We start from the raw sequence: 20,421 nt of genomic DNA, 5'->3' as shown, positions 1-20,421 counted from the left end.
GCACACGTCAGCCGCGCTCCACGCCCTCGCGCCAGATGACGGTGACCGGGCGGCCCAGACTGCGGGCGTACGTCACGATGTCACCCGTGCCGCCGAGGCCGCGGGCCGGCCTTCCGTCCCACACGGCGAGCAGCCGGTCGCAGTGGTCGGCGATGTACGCGCCGGCCGCGAAGTACGCCTCGTCGGTCGAGTGCGGGTAGCCCAGCCGGACCTCCCGGGCCGCCCGGCCCTTGAGGTCCCGGTAGCGGGCGAGTTCGGCGGCGTCGGCGAAACAGGATTCGTAGTCGCCGCTGGGGATGACCACGGTCAGATCCGCGCCACAGGCCAGGGCGAGGTCGGCGAAGAGCTGGTCGGCTCCCACCGCAAGGCTGGAGAGGGCCTCCAAGGACCCTTCGAGGCCGCAGAGCGCGGCCCGTAACCCGGACAGCACATGGGCATGGGCCTCCCGCGGAATGCTGCGGTGGCCGGTCACTCCGATGCGTTTCACGGACCTGGAACCCCCTGAAGTATCTGCGGGGGTTCCGGAAGGCATCCCTCCGGAAAGCACAGCATCCGCCCCCGTTTGCTCCTGCTTGACCGACCTGCCCCACATTCTCTCAAAAGCCGTGGGGTGAGCGGGAGTCCCCGCCCAGCATTCGGGCGGGGACTCCGTCTCGGTCGACTACCTGTTCCAGGGCCGGACCGGGATGCCGGAGCGTCAGTTCAGGGTGACCCCGTACGCACTGAGCGCCTCGGTGACCGGCTGGAAGTACGTGGTGCCACCGGAGCTGCAGTTGCCACTGCCGCCCGAGGTGAGACCGATCGCCTTCGAGCCGGAGTAGAGCGGACCGCCGGAGTCGCCGGGCTCCGCGCACACATTGGTCTTGATCATGCCGTAGACGATGTCGCCGTTGCCGTAGTTGACCGTGGCGTTGAGGCCCGTGACGCTGCCGCCGTGGACGCCGGTGGTGGAACCGCGGCGGGTGACGGACATGCCGACCGTGGCGTTGGCCGCTCCGGTGATGGTGACGCTGCCGACGGTGCCCGGGTGGGCGAGCGAGGCGTTGTCGTACCGCACCAGGCCGTAGTCATTGGTCGGGAAGCTGGACCCGACCGTCGGGCCGATGCTGGTCGTGTTCGAGGAGTTGGTGTACCAGGGCGGGTTGCCATCGGTGCAGTGACCGGCGGTCAGGAAGTAGTAGGTGCTGCCGCTGTGGACGTTGAAGCCGAGGGAGCAGCGCCAGCCGGGGGCGTAGATCGCGTCGCCACCGGAGAGCAGTTTGCTGAGCTTTCCGGCGGTGCGCTCGATCCGCAGGGCGCCGGCGTTGGCTCCGACGGACTGCTTGATCTGCTTGATCTCGGCCTGCGAGACCGTGCTGTCCGCAGTGACCACGAGGGAGTTGGTCGCCGGGTCGATGCTCCAGGCGGTCCCCGCCACATCGGCGCCGAGCACGGCGTCGCTCGCGGCGGAGAGCTGCTTGGCGCTGAAGGTGGTGGGGGCGGTGTCGGCCTGGGCGCTGGGGACGGCGAGTGCGGCGACGGCGACGAGGCCTGCTGCGACGGCGACAGCCCTGCTGCGTCTCGCGGTGCCGCTGAGGGGGGTGGTGCGCTTGATCCTCACTTTTCATTCCTCCCGAGGGGAAGTCGGGGGTCCGCCTGTGGGGTGGTCGGACCCGTGAGGCGCAGTCGTCGGCACGGGCATACCCGCCCGCGGTGCGGAATGCCGTGCTCCTGACAAGCGCTGCTCGGGAGTATTCAAGGGGTCAACTTCTGACGCAAGAGGGCCTTCTGGCCCGAACCTGTCGCGTCACGACGGAAGGTCCCGGCAGCCCGTGGGCTGCCGGGGCCTTCGTCCCGGGGCGATCCGGGGCACACCGGCCATGGACAGCGGCCTTTGTCCCGAGTCGATTTGACGGTGCGTCAGCCGTCGATCCGGTTCCGCTCGCCCGCCTCGACGGCGATCGGCAGGGTGTTGCCGGGCGGCGGGAAGGGGCAGATGAAGTGATCGGCGAAGGCGCAGGGCGGCAGCAGCGCCCGGTTGAGGTCCACCGTCACGCTGCCGTCCTCGGCCGGGGCCGCGGGCCGCAGGAACCGGAAGCGGTAGCTGCTGTTCCCACTGGTGGCATCCGCGAAGACCGCCCAGAGCGATCCGTCGGGCTCGACCGCGACCTGCAGCGTGTGCCGGGCGCCGTCGAGCTCGAACGCGATCTCACCGCCGAGCCCGAGGCCACGTTCGACCCCGTCGGCGTTCTCGACGCGGACCGTACGGGCGCGGTCGTACGGGCGGAAGGTGCCCGGCAGCTCCCAGCGGGCCTCGTACGGGGTGGCCTCGATGGCCCGGAAGGCGCGCCGCGCCGCCGAGGCCGGGTCGAAGTCCCGTACCGCCCAGAGCCCTTCACGGCTCAGCACGACCAGCCGCCGCTCACCGTGCGCGACGCGGGACTCGCCGATCGGGCCACGGTCGGCGGCGAGGCGGACCCGGCCGGTGAAGGGCTTGCCGTCGACGGTCAGGCCGTCTGCGGCAAAGGCGCTGAGCAGCAGCTCCTCGCCGTCCGCGCGCCACTGTCCGGGCACCCCCGGAATGCGGCCCTCCGGGTGGTCGGAGAGCCAGTGGGTACCGGTGAGGGAGAGCGGTCCGTACGGCGCGGACACCGTGGCGGTGCGCCCCTCGTGCCAGTGCTTCCAGTCCTGTGCCGCCTGCCCGGAATCGTGCGGCCGGTGTGTTTCCGTGCTCATGCGTTCAACCTTTCCACACCGGTTCGGCGAGTCCGAGATGCGACCGCAGCGTGAGACCCGTGTACGCGGAGCGGAACACGCCGCGCTCCTGGAGGAGCGGGACGACCCGGTCGACGAAGTCGTCCAGGCCGCCCGGGGTGAGATGCGGTACGAGGATGAACCCGTCGGCGGCGTCGGCGGCCACGAACTCGGTGAGCCGCGCCGCTACCGTCCGCGGGCTGCCGATGAAGGACTGCCGCCCGGTCGTCTCGATGACGGTCTGGCGGATGGACAGCCCCTTCTCCTTCGACAGCGCGCGCCAGCGGGCCGCGACAGCAAGAGGGTCGCCGTGCCTGACCCGGCCCTGGACCAGCGAGGACTCCGGGTCGGGGTCGATCTCGGGGAGCGGTCCGTCGGGGTCGTAGGAGGAGAGGTCACGGCCCCAGACCTGCTCCAGGGCCAGCATCGCGTTCTGCGGGGAGACCTGCTGGAGGCGGATCTCGGCCGCTCTCTCCTGGGCCTCGGCATCGCTGTCGCCGAGCACGAAGGTGACCCCCGGCATGATCTTCAGATCGCCCGGCTCCCGGCCGTACTTCGCCAGCCGCGCCTTGACGTCGGTGTAGAAGGTGCGGCCGGCCTCCAGGGTGCCGTGCCGGGTGAAGACGACATCGGCGGCGGACGCGGCGAACTCACGGCCCTCCGGGGAGTCCCCGGCCTGGATGACGACCGGATGGCCCTGCGGGGAGCGCGGGACGGTGAACTCCCCCTCGATGGTGAAGTGCTGCCCGTGGTGCGCGAACGGGCGGGGGGTGCCGTCGGGAGCCCAGCTGTCCCACAGTTCGCGGGCGGTCGCGACGAACTCGGCCGCGCGGGTGTATCGGTGGGCCCGGTCGAGATAGCCGCCGCGCCGGAAGTTCTCCCCGGTGAAGGAGTCCGAGGAGGTGACCACGTTCCAGGCGGCCCGGCCGCCGCTGAGATGGTCGAGGGTGGCGAGGCGGCGTGCCAGTTCGTAGGGCTCGTTGAACGTGGCGTTGACGGTCGCGGCGAGGCCCAGCCGGTCGGTGACGGCCGCCAGCGCGGCCAGCACTGTGAGGGATTCGGGGCGGCCGACCACGTCCAGGTCGTGGATCCGGCCGTTGTGCTCGCGCAGCCGCAGCCCCTCGGCGAGGAAGAAGAAGTCGAACCTGCCGCGTTCCGCGGTGCGGGCCAGGTGCTCGAACGAGGAGAAGTCGATCTGGCTCCTGGAGCGCGGGTCCGACCAGACGGTGGTGTTGTTCACACCCGGGAAGTGGGCGGCGAGATGCATCTGTCTCGTCGTGGTGCTCATGCCCGTCCCCCTTCGAGGGCGTAGCGGTTGGCGGGACGGGCCAGCCCCAGGTGCTCGCGCAGGGTGCCGCCGGGATGGAAGGTGCGGAACAGGCCGCGGTGCTGGAGCAGGGCCACGGTGCCGTTGACGATGCGTTCGAGGTCGCGCCCGGGGGTGATGGGCGTGAGGTGGAAGCCGTCCACCGCTCCCCCGCGGTGCCACCGGATGATCAGTTCGGCGAGGTCGACCGGGCCGCCCCGGTAGTAGGAGCCGCCGGCGGCGAGCGGGGGTCCGCTCTCCAGCCCCGGTTCCGGGGCGGTCTCGGCGTCGCCGAGGTCGACGGTGAGCGCGACCAGCACCCGGAGGGTGTCGGGGTCGCGTCCGTACGCCGCGGCGCGCCGGCGCAGATCGGTGCGGATCACGGCGGCCCGCTCGGGGGCGGTGGCCCGGACGAGGACGACATCGGCGTGGCGGGCCGCGGTCTCCCTCGCCGTGCCACCGGTCCCGTCGACGACGGTGACCGGGTGTCCCTGCGGGGGCCGGGGCACGATGGCCGGGCCACGTACCGAGAAGGAGGCGCCCTCGAAGTCGACGTGGTGCAGCTTGTCGCGGTCGATGAAACGTCCGGTGGCGACGTCCCGGATCTCGGCGTCGTCCTCCCAGCTGTCCCAGAGCCGGGCGCTCACATCGGCGGCCTCACCGGCCTCGCGCCACAGTTCCTCCGCGGGCGCGGCCGGGCGCCGGCCGAAGAGCCGGGCCTCGGCCTCGGTCGTCGACACATCGACGCACCAGCCCGCCCGGCCGCGGCTCACCCAGTCCAGGGTGGCCACGGCGCAGGACACGTGGAACGGCTCGGTGTGGGTGGTGGTGACGGTCGGTACCAGACCGATCCGGTCGGTGGTGGGGGCGACCCGGGCGAGAACGGCGAGTGCGTCGAGTCCGGGCCGGGCGAACGAGTCGCCGAGCGTGACGAAGTCGAGGGCGCCGCGCTCGGCGAGCCGGGCGAGGCCGATGTGGTGCCCGGGGTCGTAGCGGGGCGGACCGCCGATCTCGGCGGCCAGGTGAAGGGGTGCGGTCGAAGGCATGGGCGTCACCTCTCGGGGCTCAGTTCCTGGGCCTGGGCAGGCCGGGCGGGTTGATCTCGGACTTCGCGACGGCCTCGCCGGAGAGCCCCCAGCGCCCCAGCACCTCGGCGTACGAACCGTCCTGCACGATGTGGTCGATGGCGGCCGCGTACGCCTCGACCAGGCCGCTGCCCTTCTTCGTGGTGGCGGCGATCTTGCCCTGGAGCCCGTCGCCGGCGCCCGACAGCGTGCCGACGATCTCGGACTGGCCGGCCGAAGCGACGTGGTAGTTGGCGGAGGGGCTGGGACCGAGATAGGCGTCGATGCGGCCGGACCGGAGGGCCAGGTAGTAGTCGGTGTCCTTCTGGAAGTACTTGATCTCCACCGGCTTGCGTCCGGCCTCGACGTTCTGCTCGTTCCAGTCGACCAGGATCTTCTCCTGGTTGGTCCCGGAGGAGACGGCGATCGTCCTGCCCGCCACGTCCTTCGGCCCCTTCACCTTCCAGCCGGATCCCTTCCTGGCCTCGAAGGCGATGTTGTCGAGCCGGTAGGTCGCGAAGTCGTACTTCTCCTTGCGCTCCTCGGTGACCGTGACGTTCGAGAGCACTCCGTCGAACTTGGAGCTGTCGAGACCGACGAAGAGGTTCTCCCAGGAGACCTGCTCGAACACGGGCTCAAGACCGAGCGTGTCGGCGATCAGGGTCGCCAGGTCGATCTCCGAACCGATCCGGGTCTTGTCGTCGGTCGCGTAGAAGCCCAGCGGTGGCGAGGCGTCGGCGCTCGCGCCCAGCCGCAGCGTGCCACGCTCACGGACGGCCTCGGGCACCTTCGCCGCGATGGCGTCGACCTTCTTGCCTCTGATCCGATGCTGGTCGGGGCCGATGTTGATGCCGGTGCCCCGCTGCCCCTTCGGCTTCACCTCGGTGGTGGCGGCGTCCCCGCTGCCGCAGGCCGTGAGCAGCCCCGCGGCGGTGAGGGTGGCGAGCGCGGTGGACAGGGTGCGTCGGACGGACACGTGCGTACTCCTCGAAGAGAACAGCAAAAGGGGCATGGGCGGATTCACAGGACCTTGGAGAGGAAGGCTCGGGTGCGCTCGTGCCGCGGACGGTCGAGCACCTCGTCGGGCGCGCCCTGCTCGACGATCCGTCCCTCGTCCATGAAGACGACGGTGTCGGCGACCTCGCGGGCGAAGCCGATCTCGTGCGTGACGACGATCATCGTGGTGCCCTGGACCGCCAAGTCCTTGATGACGTCCAGGACTTCACCGACCAATTCGGGGTCGAGCGCCGAGGTCGGCTCGTCGAAGAGCAACAGCTTCGGTTCGAGGGCCAGCGCACGGGCGATGGCGACCCGCTGCTGCTGTCCACCGGAGAGCTGCTTGGGGTACGCCCCGGACTTGTCGGCGAGCCCGACCCGGGCGAGCAGCTTCTCCGCGGCGGCGACGGCTTCCTTCTTCGGGCGGCCGAGGGCGGCGACCGGGGCCTCGATGACGTTCTCCAGCACGGTCAGGTGCGGGAAGAGATTGAAGTTCTGGAAGACGAAGCCGATCCGGGTGCGCTGGCGCAGCACCTCGCGCTCGCGGAGCTCGTACAGCTTGTTGCCGTCCCTGCGGTAGCCGACCAGGGTGCCGTCGACGCTGATCCAGCCGTTGTCGACCTTCTCCAGGTGGTTGATGGTGCGCAGCAGCGTGGACTTGCCGGAACCGGACGGGCCGAGGACGACGGTCACCTCTCCGACGCGTACGGAGAGGTCGATACCGCGCAGCACCTCCAGGCCGCCGAAGCGCTTGTGGACGGAGCGGATCTCGACCATGGTGTCCGCGGATCCGGTGGTGCGGTCGGTGGTGGTGCTCATCGCGCGGCCCCCTTGGCGTAGTGACGTTCGACGTAGTGCTGGAGGACGGAGAGCACGGTGGTCAGGAGGATGTACCAGACCGTCGCGACCATGAGCAGGGGCACGACCCTGCCGTTGCGTCCGTAGACGACCTGGACCTGGTAGAAGAGTTCGCCGATCGCCATCACGGAGACGATCGAGGTGCCCTTGAAGAGCGAGATGATCTCGTTGGCGGCGTTCGGCAGGATGGAACGCATCGCCTGCGGGAGCACGATCCGCCGCAGCTGCCGGTGCCGGGGAATCCCGAGCGCGGCCGCGGCCTCCAACTGACCGCCGTCCACGGCCAGTACACCGCCACGGACGATCTCCGCCGCGTAGGCGGCCTGGTGCAGTGCCAGTCCGAGGACGGCGGCACTCATCGCGCCGACCAGGTTCATCGTGTCGAAGGAGAAGAATCCGGGCCCGAACGGGATGCCGAACTGCAACTCCTCGTACAAGTAAGCGAGGTTGAACCAGAAGAGCAGCTGAACGATGAGCGGGATGGAGCGGAACGCCCAGATGTACGCGTAGGCGACCGCGTTGAGGAACGGACTCGCCGACAGCCGCATGAAGGCGATCACGATGCCGAGCGCGAAGCCGAGCACGGTGCCGTGGAGCGTCAGCTGGAGCGTGACCCAGACAGCCTTGAGGACGGTCCCGGCCGTGAAGAACTGGACGAAGACGTCCCACTCCCAGCCGGGATTGGTGACCAGTCCGTGCAGGAACTGGGCGAGCAGGACGGCTGTGACGGCGACGGCGACCCAGCGCCAGGGGTGGCGCAGGGGCACCACGGTGAGCGTGTCGTGGTCGGCGACGTCGGGCGTGGCGACACGTGGTCCTGTCGCCTTGTCGATGGGTGGATCGCTGGTGAGGGACATGAGGGTCCTTGGGATGCGGGGTACGGGGGTGGGTGGGTGCTTCCGCGTAAAGCCGCGGTCAGGCGCCGAGGGGGCCGTCGCCACAGGCGAGGTCCCGGAGGAGGGCGAGCGCCGTGCGTGCGGTGGCGTCGTTCTGCCGGAAGGCCGGGCCCCCGGTGCGCGGCCGGGTGAACGCTCCGCCGGCACGAGCGGTGGTGAACGGGCCGAGCGCGAAGCGGCGTGGGTGCGGATGTCCGTCCCGGCCCAGGATCCGGCCGTCGTCGGGGTCCACGGAGAGCAGCCCGGTGTCGGTGGCGGCCGCCCCGTCCTCGTACAGTTCCCGGAGCAGGCTGCTGCGGGTGCGCTCCAGTGAGGGATCCGGCAGCCGGGCCTCGACCAGGGCTCGGGCCTCGATCGACTCCCCGGGCACGGTGGCGCTGCCGGCCCGGAAGACGCCCCGGCGCTCATCGGCCTCGACGGTCATTCCGGCACCGAGGAAGCGGACGACGCCGGCCCGGGAGAGCGCGAGGAGCTGATGCAGCCGGGGGCCCGGCGGTCCTGAGGCGAGGTAGCTGAAGAAACCGTGCCACCAGCCGCCGATGTCGCCGAGCCGGATCAACTGCCCGTAGGCGGAGAGGAGTCCGAGGAAGACGGCGAGATCCGGGCTGTGACCGGGGTCGTGGCGCCGTTCCAGGTCCGCGGAGATGTAGGCGCGCATCCCTTCCTGGAGTGAGTCGTACGACGGATGGCGCACCCCGTCCAGGGGGCGGTCGAGCGCTTCGAGATCGAGCCGGTCGGCGGGGTCCGGTACGGCTGCCGCCACGAGGGCGCTCAGCTCGGGGCCGGCCGGATCCGCGGCGGCGTACTTCGCCTCGAAATCGTGCCAGTCGGCGGTGGTCCGCTCCGGGTGGGCGGTGAAGAGCCGGTGGTAGTGGGCGTAGCCGAGCTCCTTGTCGACATGTGGCCACACATCGCGCCGGAAATCGAGCGGCTCGCCCGTCTTCAGCAGTGCCTCGATCCGGTCCGGGCCGAGGAAGCGCGGCAGCGGCGGTCTTTCACCCTGCCAGGCGTAGCCGATCTTGGAGTGGTAGGGAACGCCCCGGCGCGATCCGATGTGCAGCACCGGTTCCCTGCCGGACGGCTCGTACTCGCCGTTCTCGTAGCGTCCGCCGCGGCCCTCGGTGAGCAGCACCATCAGATCGACGAAGGCGAGTCCGAAGCCCCGGACGATGACGGGTTCGCCCGCGGGCAGTGCGGTCAGATCGGTGTCGGCGGTGAAGTCGGGCGGCAGGTGGACGAGCCCGTGCCGCCCCGCGAAATCCGCCAACTCGACTTGTTCCGGCTCCGGTTCGGCGTCGAGGTGACCGATGGTGACGGCGACGAGATCGGCGAGGAGCGGCTTGTCGGCCCCCTCCAGCCAGACGCTCTGACGCCCTTCGCGCGACCCGCTCACGCGCACGGCCCTGCCCCGGTGCCAGTGGACGGTGACCCCCTCGGGGAGCGCGGCCACGGCCTGCTCGTGCACCCAGCGCAGATAGACGCTCTGCAGCCGCCTGCTCGGAAAGTCCTGCCCCTTCAATCCCTTTATCTCGGAGTGGAGTTCGGGTTCCGGTACGGCCTCGTCGGAGAGCTTCAGACGCCCGTCCCGGATGTCCGCCGCCCAGGTGTGCAGCGCGGGCCCCGGACGTACCGGCCCCTCCAGCCGGACGGTGTCGTCGGTGAACATCGTGACGTCCTCGGCCATGGAGTTCATCCAGAGCAGCGGCGACTGGTCGTGCCGCCAGATCCGCCCGCCGCCGGGCGGGTGGGGGTCCACGAGATGGATGTCCAGCGGGCGGCCCTCGTACAGACCGGGGGCGTTGGCGGCGATGCGCTCGATCAGACCGGTGCCGCGCGGTCCGGCGCCGATGACGACGAGCGCCGGTGTGCGGCTCATCGGGCACCGGCCGTGCCGCGCGCGTAGTGCCGCTCGACGTAGTGCTGGCCGACACCGAGCAGTGAGGTGACGAGGGCGTACCAGAGCGTGGCGACCAGCAGCAACGGGATGACCTGGTAGGTGCGGTGGTACACGAGCTGCACGGAGTACAGCAGGTCCTGTACGGCGATGACGCTGACGATCGATGTGCCCTTGAGGGTGCCGATCAGCATGTTCCCGGCGGGCGGGACGATGGAGCGCATCGCCTGCGGCAGCACGATCCGGCGGAGCCGGCGCCAGGGCCCGAGGCCGAGGGACTGGGCGGCCTCGATCTGTCCGCGTTCGACGGAGAGGATGCCACCGCGGACGACTTCGGCGGCGTATGCGGCCTCGTGCAGGGTGAGCCCGATGACGGCGACCGTGACGGGGCCGAGGAGGTCGACCGTACGTACGCCGAGGATCTCCGGGTAGAGCGCGCCGATGTTGAACCAGAACAGCAGCTGGACCAGGATCGGGGTGGACCTGAAGAGCCAGACGTACCCCCAACCCAGCGCCTGCAGAACGCGGTTGTCGGAGAGCCTGAGGACGGCGAGCAGGGTACCGAGGGCGAAGCCGAGCACCATGACCAGTGCCGTCAGCCAGAGAGTGAGGCCGAGGCCCCGCAGGACGGCGGTGGTGGTGAAGTACTCGGCGACGACGTCCCACTGGAAGGCGTCGTTGCGGATGACGGAGTTCAGCACCAGGGCGAGGAGCGCGAGGGCGCCGACTGCCGCCGTCCACTGCCCTGTTCGGCGTACCGGGACGATCCTGAGCCGGTCGGTCTGCTCGCTCTTCGCGAGTGGGGCGGGGAGCGGGGAAGGAAGGGTGTCTGTCTGCGCGGACATGCGAAGGCTCCGTGGATGCAGAGATCGAACACGGGGCGCGTCTTCAGCAGAAACACAACGCGGACCGGGCCCCTCAGCGCCGGTCCGCTTCCGAGATAAACGCTGTTCGCCGCGCGTTGTCAAGCTTGTCCACACTGTGAGTCGTACGTCTCAGTTCAGTTGACGGACCACCGGATGCCTGTTCCACTGGGGCCATGCATTCGCAGCAGTGGCTGGTCAAGCGCTCCCACATCGACTTCGGTCGTGTGTGGTCCTCCTCCTGTTGAGCCGACCCCCTGCATTTCCTCGCGTCTTTTCCCGGCGCCGTGTGCGGCGCCTGAGCACTGTCCTTTGCGCGTCTTCACGTACACAACATCGCTTCACCCTCCCCTCCCTCGTTCCGTAGCTCTTCCGCGCTGTGTCGATCTCTCGTTCTGTCGACTTCTCGTCCTTCCGTTCGCTTCGCCCCGGCCGTGGGGTCGCCGCGCGCTGCCCTGCTCACGGGCCCGCCGCGCCCGCTCACGGCCGACGACCCTGGAGAACCACGCCTCATGCCCCGAACCCGGCACACCGCCGCCTTCGCACTGATCACCGCCGCCGCCTTCGCCCTCACCGCGTGCGGATCCGGCGATCCGGCATCCGCGCCGGCCGGCGTCGCGGACGCCAAGGGGAAGGTCCCGACCACCGATGTCGTGTCGTCGGTGCGCAAGGACGAGGCCGCGGCGAGGCTGCTGCCCGCCGACGTCCGCGCCTCCGGCACCTTGACCATCGCCTCCAGCATCGGCAATCCGCCCGGTGCCACCTACCTCGCCGACGGGAGGACGGTGGCCGGTACGGACATCGACTTCGCGGACGCGGTGGCCAGGAAGCTCGGGCTGGGACTGAAGCGCGAGGTGGCCTCCTTCGAGGCGATCCTGCCCGCGCTGGACAGCGGCAAGTACGACGTGGGCACCGGGAACTTCGGGGTGACCGACGAACGCCGCAAGACGCTCGACTTCGTCACCTACATCAATGACGGCCAGGGGTTCGCGGTCCGCGACGACAGCAAGCTGAAGAAGGTCACCGATCTGACCCGGCTCTGCGGCCTGACCGTCGGCACCGGAGCGGGCACCACGTTCGAGGTGACGCTGGAAGAGAACAGGCATCGGTGCTCCGACGCGGGCCGGAAGCCGTACGAGGTGAAGACCTACAACGACCAGGGGGCGACCTGGGGTTCGCTCCAGCAGGGGCGCAGCGATGTGGTGATGTCCACCATCAACGGGCTGCGGTACGCGGTGGATCAGCAGGAGGGTGTGCGCTTCCTCAACGAGTTCAAGCGCCTCGACGTCGGCTTCGCCTTCAAGAAGGGCACCCCGCTGGCACCCGCCTTCCAGGCCGCGGTGAACGGCCTCAAGGCGGACGGCACCTACGACCGGATCCTGAAGAAGTGGGGCATCGGCGCGTCGGCCATCAGGACCTCGCAGATCTCACCGCCCGAGATCCGGTGACACGGGCCCGCGGACCGGTGCCGGGGCGGCGCGGCCACGGTCGCGACGCCCGGCCTCCCGCTCAGCAGCTGCAGTCGCACCCGCAGTCGCAGCAGTCGCACCCGTCGCAGCAATCCCCGCAGTTGCTGCAGCAGTCACACGCATCGCAGCAGTCGCTGCAGTCGCACTGACTGCACAGTCCCTCGCGGCGCTGATGGGTCCACGGATCCTCGAAGGTGCCGCAGCACATCTGACAGGTGCAGGCCAGCCCCGCCCACACCAGGCAGCCGGCTATCAGGCCCCGCCGGTCGCGCGGGGGCTCGGGCGGGGGTTGCGGCGGCCCGAAGGGGTTGCCGGGGCTCGGTGCGTACGGATTGCCCGGCGGCGGGCCGAAGGACCCCGTCTGCTGTCTGTCCGACGGGCGGCCGGCTCCGTCCGGTACCGGGACGCCCGCCCCGTGGGAGCACGCCGTGGTGCCGAACGCCCGGTCCACCGACTGCCGCAGTTCGTGCACCAGCAGCACATGGGCCAGCTTGTCGTCGGTGAATTCCGCGTCGCGCAACGCCAGCCGTACGCCGCGCAGCGCGTCGTCGCACAGCCGTCGGGCCTCGGCCCGCGACGTGCCGGTCGCGGTGAGCGGGTTCCAGGCGCCCGACGCGGCGTCAGCTTCCTGGTCCTCCACGGCATCCAGCAGATGCGCCAGTCGTCCGAAGAGCCGGCCCGCCTCGGCCAGCGGCTCCGCGTTCTGCGGCCGGCCCGCGAGTATCGCGGTGTGGGCGAAGGCGGCCGCAGTGGCGGTCTCGGTGGGCTCGGTGACCGTGAGCAGCGGGGTGCCGGGCCCGGCGAGCAGCTCGATTCCGGTCTGCCGGTCGACGGCGTCCACGAGCAGCGCCGTGTCGAATCCGAGTTGTGCGCCGGTTCGCGCGCCTGCCCGGTCCCAGCCCGCCGCGACCCGCCGCGCGGCCGCGGCGACCGGGCGGCGCTTCAACAGGCCGTCCCGGTCGGCGACGTGGTCCCGTACCTTCGCCGACGCCAGCACCAGTGAGACGGCGGCGGCCAGCCTGGCTCCCTCGCCGCGGGCGACCGGGGCGGTCCGCATGGCGCGCAGCGGACAGGGCCCCGCGGTGCGTCGCCATCCGTTGGTGCGCTCGGCCTGAGCCTCCGTCAGGACCGAGACGATCAGGCCGTCATAGTTCGTCACGATGCGGGCGAATTGCCCGTGGTCCGAGCGAAGTGCGAGACAGAGCCCGCAGAGATGGGCCATCCACTCGGTCCTGAGCCCTTCGGACAGCCGGTGCGTACAGGGCCTGACTATTCCGAACACGACGATCCCCCGAGAGTCGTTCACTCGTGCGCCGAGCTCGTGCGCGTGCGCGACGTGCATCGTACCGAGCACTTCGTTCACCCGTACGTCCCCCGCGTCACCCGTACGGAGCGGCGCATCATATTTTCTTTCTTTCAGGCCCCTGATGCAGGAGGAACCTTGACGAACCGCCACATCTTCTGCACCAGTACCGTCACGAATCCCCTGCGCGCCGACTATCCACTTGGCGCACGATCCGCATCATGGACGACCATAGGGACACGAAAGATATAGAGATGCGGAACATCACGGAACCGCGGTGAGAGGAGGCGTCCATGGGATCGGTGCGCAAGGCGAGTGCCTGGCTGGGCCTCGTGGAGGACAACGACGAGCGGTACTACGACGACGACGAGTACGCCGGGGGTGCGCAGACCGGGACCGGCCAGGCATGGGTGACCGACCCCCGGGTGCAGGTGGCTTCCGAGGCGGCCGTGGAGACGGGCCGCCGGATCGCCACCGTCACCCCGGACAGCTTCCGGGACGCGCGAGGCATCGGGGAGCTCTTCCGGGACGGCGTGCCGGTGATCGTCAACCTCACGACCATGGACCCCACGGACGCCAAGCGCGTCGTGGACTTCGCCGCGGGGCTGACCTTCGGGCTGCGCGGTTCGATCGAGCGCGTGGCCACCCGGGTCTTCCTGCTGACCCCCGCCGACACGCGGGTGGTCAACGGCGAAGCCGTCGGCCGGCCGGCCGACGGCTTCTTCAACCAGAGCTGAGCAGGGCGCTCGCCGGACCGGTCTACCGGAACGCGTCGAGACCGGTGAGCGCCTTGCCCAGCACCAGCTGGTGCATCTCCACGGTTCCCTCGTAGGTGAGCACCGACTCCAGATTCGTCGCATGCCGCATCACCGGGTACTCCAGCGAGATCCCGTTGGCGCCGAGGATCGTGCGCGAGGTACGGCAGATGTCGATCGCCTCCCGCACATTGTTGAGCTTTCCGAAACTGACCTGCTCCGGGCGGAGCCTGCCCGCGTCCATCCGCCGGCCCAGATGGTGCGCGAGCAGGATGCCCTTGTGCAGTTCCACGGCCATGTCCGCGAGCTTGGCCTGGGTGAGCTGGAAGCCGCCGATCGGCCTGCCGAACTGTTCCCGGGTACGCGCGTAGTCGAGGGCCGCCTCGAATGCGGAGCGCGCCGCGCCCATGGCTCCCCAGACGATGCCGTAGCGGGCGTGACCGAGACAGCTGAGCGGGCCGCGCAGACCGGTGACTCCGGGCAGCACGGCATCGGCGGGCAGCCGTACCTCGTCGAGGACCAGCTCGCTGGTGACCGAGGCGCGCAGCGACCACTTGTGCTTGATCTCGGGCGCCGTGAAGCCCGGGGTGTCGGTCGGCACGACGAATCCGCGGATTCCACCGCCCGCGCCGCCCTCGTCCGTCTGCGCCCAGACGACGGCGACCCCGGCGACCGAGCCGTTGGTGATCCACATCTTGCGGCCGGTGAGCACCCAGTCTCCCCCCGCGTCGCGCTTGGCGTACGTCCGCATCCCGGCCGGGTCGGAGCCGTGGTCCGGCTCGGTGAGACCGAAGCACCCGATGACCTCGCCGGCCGCCATGCCCGGCAGCCACCGCTGCCGCTGCTCCTCGGAGCCGAAGCGGTGGATGGCGTACATGGCGAGCGATCCCTGTACGGAGACCAGCGAGCGGATCCCCGAGTCCGCCGCTTCGAGCTCCAGGCAGGCCAGCCCGTACTGCACGGCGGTGGCACCCGCGCAGCCGTACCCCTGCAGGGACATGCCGAGGGCGCCGAGCGAACCGAGTTCGCGGGCCAGTTCCCGGATGCCGGGCAGCTCGCCGTTCTCGTACCACTCGGCGATGTGCGGCATGACGCGGTCGGTGGCCCAGCCCCGGACGGTTTCGCGGATGGCGAGGTCCTCGGTGTCGAGCAGGTCGTCGATGCCGATCGGGTCGGCGGGGTCGAAGGGCGGGAGCTTCGAGGACGGGGTGGTGGACATGAGGGCGCCTCCGGCGGCTCGCACGATGCTAAAACTAGCAGTGTTAGTTATGGCCTCGTGCCGACGTTACGGCTCAGTGTCCCGCCCGTCCAGAGCCGGTCGCCTCGGCGGGTCGGCGCCGGGCGGACAGCGCGAGCGACCGCTGCGCACGGCCCGCGACGGGCACCTCGTGCGGCTCGGGGCATTGCGGCGCCTCCCCCGCGTCGGCCTCCGGGGTTTCGTCGGGAGCCGGCGACGGGCACTCCATCACGCGTGGCAGCCGCAGCGCGGCGAGCGCGCCGGCCAGCAGCAGGGCAGCGCTGACCAGCAGCGTGACATGCAGCCCGGTGATGAAGGCCTGGCGGGCCGTGGAGCGCAGCGCCTCGCCCAGCGGACCGCCGAGCCGGTCCGCCACCTGGTAGGCCTCGCCCAGCGAGTGGGCGGCGGCCGCGCCGTCCCCGACAGGGACGCCCTTTCCGGGGAGCGTCGCGAGTCCGGGGGCGTAGGCGGCGTTCATGACACTGCCGAGCAGGGCGATGCCCATGCCCGCGCCCAGCTGGTACGAGGTCTCGCCGATCGCCGCCGCCCCGCCCGCCCGGTCGGCCGGGGCATCGCTGAGCATGGATTCGTACGCCCCGAAGAGCGTGGTCTGCAGCCCGAAGCCGAGCGCGACGAACGCCGCGGTCAGCAGGCCGGGCCGGTCGTGCTGCCCCATGGCGGTCAGGATCAGCACCGAGGCGGCCGTCAGCACGAAGCCCCAGCCGACCATCCGCCGCGGCCCGATACGGCGCAGCGTGTACGACCCGGTGGCGCCCGCGGCCATGGCCGCGAAGGTGAGCGGCAGCAGCCTCAGCCCGGTCTCCAGCGGGCTCAGCCCGAGCACGAGCTGGAGGTACTGCACGGCTATCAGTTCCAGCCCGACCAGGGCCAGCATGGCGAGGACGATGCAGCCCACCGCGGTGGAGAAGGCCGGCCGGGCGAACATCCCGATGTCTATCAGCGGATGCGCACGGCGCCTCTGACGGCGTACGAAGGCGACGAGCAGTACGGCCCCGATCAGCAGCGGGGCCAGTGCGGCCGCGCTCAGCACCCCCTCCCCGGCGCCCGCCCGCTTCACTCCGAGGACCACGCCGATCACACCGGCCGCGGCCATCAGTGCGCCCAGTACGTCCCACGGGCCGTCGTCACTGCCGCGCGACTCGGGCAGCAGCAGGCGGCCCACCGGCAGGACGAGGGCCATCAGCGGGACGTTGATCAGAAAGACCGAACCCCACCAGAAGTGTTCGACCAGGAAGCCGCCGATGACGGGCCCGGTGGCCGCTCCGACGGCGGCGACCGCGCTCCAGACGCCGATCGCCACGGCCCGTTCGCGCCGGTCGGGGAAGACCTGCCGGAGGATCGACAGCGTCGCAGGCATGATCATCGCCCCGCCGACCCCGAGCAGGGCACGCGCCGCGATCAGCACGCCGGGGCTGTCGGCCATCGCGGCTATCGCCGAGGCGACGCCGAAGAGGGCGTAGCCGAGCAGCAGCACGCGGCGCCGCCCCACCCGGTCGCCGAGGGTGCCGAAGAGGATCAGCAGCGAGGCGCAGACCAGCGGATAGGCGTCCACTATCCAGAGCAGACCGGCGGCACTGGGCCGCAGGTCCTCGGTGACGGCGGGGACGGCGACATGGAGCACGGTCGCGTCGAGTGCGACGAGCAGCAGGCTGAGGCAGAGGACGACGAGGACGACCCACCGATTGGCACCGTCGGCGGCTGAGCGCAGCCGGATTCGGCCTGTGGTCGTCCCGGACATGCACGTACCTCCCAAAGGTCCCTCGCGCTCGGCGGGCCAGCCGGGGACGCGGCGGTTCGCTGCCCCTCGGGGCCCGGCATCGACGGGCGAGTGATCCGTCAGCGTACGCGAGTTCGGAGCACCCACACGTGGTCCACCTCATACCCCGACGAGCCGTGGAGTGTGGCGTACGCCACGCCGGGTCGCCGCCCGGAGCCCGTCGGACCTGCACGAACGACCGCCACCGAAGACCGCTCGAAGCTGCGCCGCCGACCTCCGCATCCGGCTCAGAAGGTACCCGGCGTCACTCCGGCACCACCGGCCGGGCCTGCACCGAAAGCGGTCGGTGACCGCACGGACACCTTCGGTTCCACCCCCTCCAGGGGCCGGATAAATTCATACGGGCACCTCCTTCGCTTTTCTTCCCACCCTCAAACACCCTTCCGAAATAAGTGCGAAATAAAAAACGCGGGGGCCCGACGAGATGCTTCTTCGAGTCAGGAATTAAGGTCCCGCTGAGACATAGTCCACATCACATCGTCATCACAAAGAGACCGGATCGACCTGTCCACGCACTAACTCGCTGTAACGTCGATTGGGTGCGTACCGACATCTTTGCCCGCCTGGACCGGGAGCCGGAGCCGCCGAAGATAGAGCCACCGCGGATGAGCCGTCACCGCATCGCTCTCTTCGGCGGGACGTTGGCGTTCTATCTCGCCATCGTCGTCGCCGTGCTGGTCTCCTCCTGGCTGGTGACCCTGGACTGGAAGGTCATGCTCTTCCGGCCCTATCAACAGTGGCCGCAAATCCATGCGTTCCTCGACTACTACATCGTGCTCGGTCAGCGCGGCCCCACCGCCACCATGGTCGCCTGCTGGCTCGGCTGGCGCTCCTGGCGGCAGCACACACTGCGGCCCCTGCTGACACTCGGCGCCGCACTGCTGCTGCTCAACGCGACGGTCGGCGCCGTCAAGATCGGCCTGGGGCGGCTCGGCCCGCACTACGCGACCCAGATCGGCTCCGCCGAACTCTTCGCCGGCGGCGATATATTTCCGTCGGGCCACACCGCCAACGCGGTCGTGACCTGGGGGATCCTCGCCTACCTGGCGACCACCCCGCGGGCCAGGCGCTATCTGTCGGCCGTGTCCGCGATCGTCTCGCTCGGCGTCGGACTCACCACGGTCTACCTCGGCACGCACTGGCTCAGCGACGTGCTGCTCGGCTGGGCCGCGGGGCTGCTGATCCTTCTGGCCCTGCCCTGGGTCGAGCCGCTGATCACCAGGGCCGAGGCCTGGATCTTCGCCCAGCGCGAGATCCTGCGGGGACGCCCCCGCCCCGTTCCCTCCCTGCCCGTCGCAGCGGGTGGACCCCGGACCGCGCTGCTCCCGCAGTTGGACGGCGGCGACGCCGGGGCGGAGAGCCCGGCGCTGGAACCGGTCGCCGCGGGCACGGTCACGAGCCCCCGTTCGCGCACACACTCGGCTCCCCCGTCGCATCCTGCACATCTCGTGCGCTCGGAACGGACTCCGGTCACCCCCGCCGGGAGCCGGCGCCCGCCGCACGCGGACCGTACGCCACGCGGCGGCACGGCCTCGGCCCGCCCGGTGTCCGGCGGCTGAACGGAGCCGGGAGCCGGTACGCACAGCCGCTCCCCCGTTCCCCCCGCACAGCGAAGGCCCCGACTCCGGTCGGGGCCTTCGCTCGTGCCGGAGCCCGGCAGCGGCCGTTCTCAGCCCACCCAGCAGCGGGTGACTACGTCGTCGACGGCCTCGAAGTTGATCCGCCCGCCCCGGAACTCCATGGTGATGATCGCCCCCGGCGGCAGGGATCTGACAGTGGTCCAGCCATGGCTGCGGGCTCGCCGTTCGGCCGCTTCGACAGCGAGGCCGACGTACGCACCGGGTGCGTCCTCGGGCTGGACGGGAGGGGTCGGTATGGGTGCCATGTCTCTCACCGTAGGCTCCCCCGGACCACGACGGAAGGCGGGGCACGCATGGCCGCACGGCATCCTCGCGTCCCCCGCCTGTCACGCTTGTGTCACAGGATCTCGACACGCGCCGCCCGGATCACGCCACCCGGACTCGCCGCCCACGACCCGACACACAGTAATCACACAAGCCGGGAAACGATCACGCGGAACACCCGAAAACAAAACGGAGTGCGTCGTATCGGGCAGTCGGAATTCCCGTGGCGAATAACCCGCGTAAATGAGCATGCCACCAGGAATTCACGCTTCCTTATGGCAGCCTTATCCTCTGGTCACAAAACCTGTGGCACGGACCCCGCCGCCGCCCGTATAGCGGACGAGCGAACCGTCACCGTGCGGGAACACCGTCGGAGACGCTCAGCCCAGGGCCCTCGACAGCCGGTCCCTGACCGCCCTGACGACATCATTGAGCTCCGGAGGTTCGACGACCTCGAAGTCGATTCCCATCAGCACGACGTGGATGACCAGCACATCGAGACTCGTGGCCCCGGTGCGCAGCAGACAGCTGTCGGTGCCGTCCGCCTCCAGCACCCCGGCCGACGGCGGGATCCGTTCCGCCGCGCGCTCGATCCCCGCCTTCAGCCGGATCACCGCACGGGCCGCGTACGCGGTGGTGGAGATGCCCTCCAGGACATAGGCGGCCAGATCCTCGGCCGGTGCGTCGCGGGGCACGAACCTCGGGCCGTGCGGCGGTGCGGGGGTGATCCGGTCCGCACGGAACGTACGCCAGTCCGCGCGGTCCAGATCCCAGGCGACCAGATACCAGCGGCGTTCGGTGCACACCAGCCGGTGCGGTTCGACGGCCCGGCGGGACACGGAACCGGAATGGTCCCGGTAGTCGAAGCGCAGCCGCTCGCTGTCCCGGCAGGCTGCGGCCAGTTCGGTGAGCACCCCCGGGTCGGCGGTGGACGCGCCGGGCCCGCGCAGCAACGGCACCGTGAAGGTGTTCAGCGCGTTCACCCGGCGGCGGAGCCGGTTCGGCAGCACCTGCTCCAGCTTGGCCAGGGCGCGCACGGAGGTCTCACCGATGCCCTCGACCCCGTTGCCCGCCGCGGTGCGCAGTCCGACGGCGACCGCGACGGCCTCCTCGTCGTCGAGGAGCAGCGGCGGCAACTGCGCACCGGCGCCGAGCCGGTATCCGCCGCCCGTGCCGGGGGCGGCATTGACCGGGTAGCCCAGTTCGCGCAACTTGTCGACGTCGCGCCGGACGGTCCGTGGTGTGACTCCGAGCCGCTCGGCGAGATCGGCGCCCGACCAGTCCCGGTGCGCCTGGAGCAGTGAGAGCAGGCGCAGCAGTCGTGCCGAGGTCTCCAACATGGGGC

General features: G+C 70.5%; 18 protein-coding genes. 3 read left to right on the top strand and 15 right to left on the bottom strand.

The features are described 5' to 3' along the window. Positions 1-7: 7 nt before the first annotated feature. The 10 genes from ACIRP2_RS25055 to ACIRP2_RS25010 form a co-directional block, all read right to left on the bottom strand. Positions 8-487 (bottom strand): hypothetical protein, encoded by a 480-nt coding sequence (locus tag ACIRP2_RS25055; RefSeq protein WP_351074798.1) that lies wholly within the window; start codon positions 485-487, stop codon positions 8-10. 210 nt (positions 488-697) lie between these two features. Next, positions 698-1,600, bottom strand: a complete 903-nt coding sequence (locus ACIRP2_RS25050; RefSeq protein ID WP_404253872.1) for a S1 family peptidase — start codon at positions 1,598-1,600, stop codon at positions 698-700. 299 nt (positions 1,601-1,899) lie between these two features. Next, positions 1,900-2,715, bottom strand: coding sequence for a DUF1684 domain-containing protein (locus ACIRP2_RS25045; RefSeq protein WP_404253870.1), 816 nt, complete (start codon positions 2,713-2,715; stop codon positions 1,900-1,902). Between the two features lie 4 nt (positions 2,716-2,719). Then, complete coding sequence (locus ACIRP2_RS25040) at positions 2,720-4,000, bottom strand: NtaA/DmoA family FMN-dependent monooxygenase (protein ID WP_404254426.1); 1,281 nt, start codon at positions 3,998-4,000, stop codon at positions 2,720-2,722. A 17-nt stretch (positions 4,001-4,017) separates the two neighbouring features. Beyond that, complete coding sequence (locus tag ACIRP2_RS25035) at positions 4,018-5,085, bottom strand: LLM class flavin-dependent oxidoreductase (protein ID WP_404253868.1); 1,068 nt, start codon at positions 5,083-5,085, stop codon at positions 4,018-4,020. A gap of 19 nt (positions 5,086-5,104) precedes the next feature. After that, positions 5,105-6,079, bottom strand: a complete 975-nt coding sequence (locus ACIRP2_RS25030) for an ABC transporter substrate-binding protein (protein ID WP_404253866.1) — start codon at positions 6,077-6,079, stop codon at positions 5,105-5,107. A gap of 44 nt (positions 6,080-6,123) precedes the next feature. After that, positions 6,124-6,876, bottom strand: coding sequence for an amino acid ABC transporter ATP-binding protein (locus ACIRP2_RS25025; protein ID WP_404254424.1), 753 nt, complete (start codon positions 6,874-6,876; stop codon positions 6,124-6,126). Between the two features lie 38 nt (positions 6,877-6,914). Further along, positions 6,915-7,814 (bottom strand): amino acid ABC transporter permease, encoded by a 900-nt coding sequence (locus ACIRP2_RS25020; RefSeq protein WP_404253864.1) that lies wholly within the window; start codon positions 7,812-7,814, stop codon positions 6,915-6,917. Between the two features lie 58 nt (positions 7,815-7,872). After that, a complete protein-coding gene (locus tag ACIRP2_RS25015; protein ID WP_404253862.1) occupies positions 7,873-9,729 on the bottom strand; it encodes an FAD/NAD(P)-binding protein in 1,857 nt (618 codons plus the stop codon). Continuing rightward, entirely contained in the window at positions 9,726-10,592 is an 867-nt protein-coding gene (locus tag ACIRP2_RS25010) for an amino acid ABC transporter permease (RefSeq protein WP_404253860.1), read from the bottom strand. The genes ACIRP2_RS25015 and ACIRP2_RS25010 overlap by 4 nt, the downstream gene beginning before the upstream one ends. 530 nt (positions 10,593-11,122) lie before the next feature. On the opposite strand from ACIRP2_RS25010, the gene ACIRP2_RS25005 reads away from it, so the two are divergent. Further along, positions 11,123-12,058, top strand: a complete 936-nt coding sequence (locus tag ACIRP2_RS25005; protein ID WP_404253858.1) for an ABC transporter substrate-binding protein — start codon at positions 11,123-11,125, stop codon at positions 12,056-12,058. Positions 12,059-12,119: 61 nt separating this feature from the next. Here the strand turns inward: ACIRP2_RS25005 and ACIRP2_RS25000 are convergent, their stop codons facing one another. Beyond that, a complete protein-coding gene (locus ACIRP2_RS25000; protein ID WP_404253856.1) occupies positions 12,120-13,361 on the bottom strand; it encodes a DUF5685 family protein in 1,242 nt (413 codons plus the stop codon). Positions 13,362-13,675: 314 nt separating this feature from the next. Between ACIRP2_RS25000 and ACIRP2_RS24995 the strand changes: the two genes are divergently transcribed. Beyond that, a complete protein-coding gene (locus ACIRP2_RS24995; RefSeq protein ID WP_404253854.1) occupies positions 13,676-14,119 on the top strand; it encodes a cell division protein SepF in 444 nt (147 codons plus the stop codon). Positions 14,120-14,141: 22 nt separating this feature from the next. Here the strand turns inward: ACIRP2_RS24995 and ACIRP2_RS24990 are convergent, their stop codons facing one another. Continuing rightward, on the bottom strand, positions 14,142-15,356 hold the full coding sequence (locus ACIRP2_RS24990) for an acyl-CoA dehydrogenase family protein (RefSeq protein ID WP_404253852.1): 1,215 nt from the start codon (positions 15,354-15,356) through the stop codon (positions 14,142-14,144). A 73-nt stretch (positions 15,357-15,429) separates the two neighbouring features. Next, the gene (locus ACIRP2_RS24985; protein ID WP_404253850.1) at positions 15,430-17,133 is read right to left on the bottom strand and encodes an MFS transporter; all 1,704 of its coding nucleotides are present in this window, start codon (positions 17,131-17,133) and stop codon (positions 15,430-15,432) included. Positions 17,134-17,711: 578 nt separating this feature from the next. Between ACIRP2_RS24985 and ACIRP2_RS24980 the strand changes: the two genes are divergently transcribed. Next, the gene (locus ACIRP2_RS24980; protein ID WP_404253848.1) at positions 17,712-18,731 is read left to right on the top strand and encodes a phosphatase PAP2 family protein; all 1,020 of its coding nucleotides are present in this window, start codon (positions 17,712-17,714) and stop codon (positions 18,729-18,731) included. 110 nt (positions 18,732-18,841) lie between these two features. Here ACIRP2_RS24980 and ACIRP2_RS24975 read toward each other — a convergent pair whose 3' ends face one another. Together ACIRP2_RS24975 and ACIRP2_RS24970 are read right to left on the bottom strand one after the other, a co-directional pair. Further along, entirely contained in the window at positions 18,842-19,057 is a 216-nt protein-coding gene (locus ACIRP2_RS24975; RefSeq protein WP_404253846.1) for a proteinase inhibitor I78, read from the bottom strand. 399 nt (positions 19,058-19,456) lie between these two features. Further along, positions 19,457-20,416 (bottom strand): helix-turn-helix transcriptional regulator, encoded by a 960-nt coding sequence (locus ACIRP2_RS24970; RefSeq protein WP_404253844.1) that lies wholly within the window; start codon positions 20,414-20,416, stop codon positions 19,457-19,459. Positions 20,417-20,421 lie beyond the last annotated feature (5 nt).

The sequence above is a fragment of the Streptomyces sp. NPDC101194 genome (assembly GCF_044767885.1).
Classification (GTDB): Bacteria; Actinomycetota; Actinomycetes; order Streptomycetales; family Streptomycetaceae; genus Streptomyces.
Note: the sequence above shows the minus strand (reverse complement) of the source record. Positions and strands in the feature narration are given on the sequence as shown.

Coding starts and splice junctions, on each gene's coding strand:
- ACIRP2_RS25040 (WP_404254426.1), bottom strand. CDS start 4,000: ATGCATCTCGCCGCCCACTTCCCGGGTGTGAACAACACCACCGTCTGG.
- ACIRP2_RS24985 (WP_404253850.1), bottom strand. CDS start 17,133: ATGTCCGGGACGACCACAGGCCGAATCCGGCTGCGCTCAGCCGCCGAC.
- ACIRP2_RS25020 (WP_404253864.1), bottom strand. CDS start 7,814: ATGTCCCTCACCAGCGATCCACCCATCGACAAGGCGACAGGACCACGT.
- ACIRP2_RS25035 (WP_404253868.1), bottom strand. CDS start 5,085: ATGCCTTCGACCGCACCCCTTCACCTGGCCGCCGAGATCGGCGGTCCG.
- ACIRP2_RS25015 (WP_404253862.1), bottom strand. CDS start 9,729: ATGAGCCGCACACCGGCGCTCGTCGTCATCGGCGCCGGACCGCGCGGC.
- ACIRP2_RS25005 (WP_404253858.1), top strand. CDS start 11,123: ATGCCCCGAACCCGGCACACCGCCGCCTTCGCACTGATCACCGCCGCC.
- ACIRP2_RS25010 (WP_404253860.1), bottom strand. CDS start 10,592: ATGTCCGCGCAGACAGACACCCTTCCTTCCCCGCTCCCCGCCCCACTC.
- ACIRP2_RS24975 (WP_404253846.1), bottom strand. CDS start 19,057: ATGGCACCCATACCGACCCCTCCCGTCCAGCCCGAGGACGCACCCGGT.
- ACIRP2_RS25045 (WP_404253870.1), bottom strand. CDS start 2,715: ATGAGCACGGAAACACACCGGCCGCACGATTCCGGGCAGGCGGCACAG.
- ACIRP2_RS24995 (WP_404253854.1), top strand. CDS start 13,676: ATGGGATCGGTGCGCAAGGCGAGTGCCTGGCTGGGCCTCGTGGAGGAC.
- ACIRP2_RS24990 (WP_404253852.1), bottom strand. CDS start 15,356: ATGTCCACCACCCCGTCCTCGAAGCTCCCGCCCTTCGACCCCGCCGAC.
- ACIRP2_RS25025 (WP_404254424.1), bottom strand. CDS start 6,876: ATGGTCGAGATCCGCTCCGTCCACAAGCGCTTCGGCGGCCTGGAGGTG.
- ACIRP2_RS24970 (WP_404253844.1), bottom strand. CDS start 20,416: ATGTTGGAGACCTCGGCACGACTGCTGCGCCTGCTCTCACTGCTCCAG.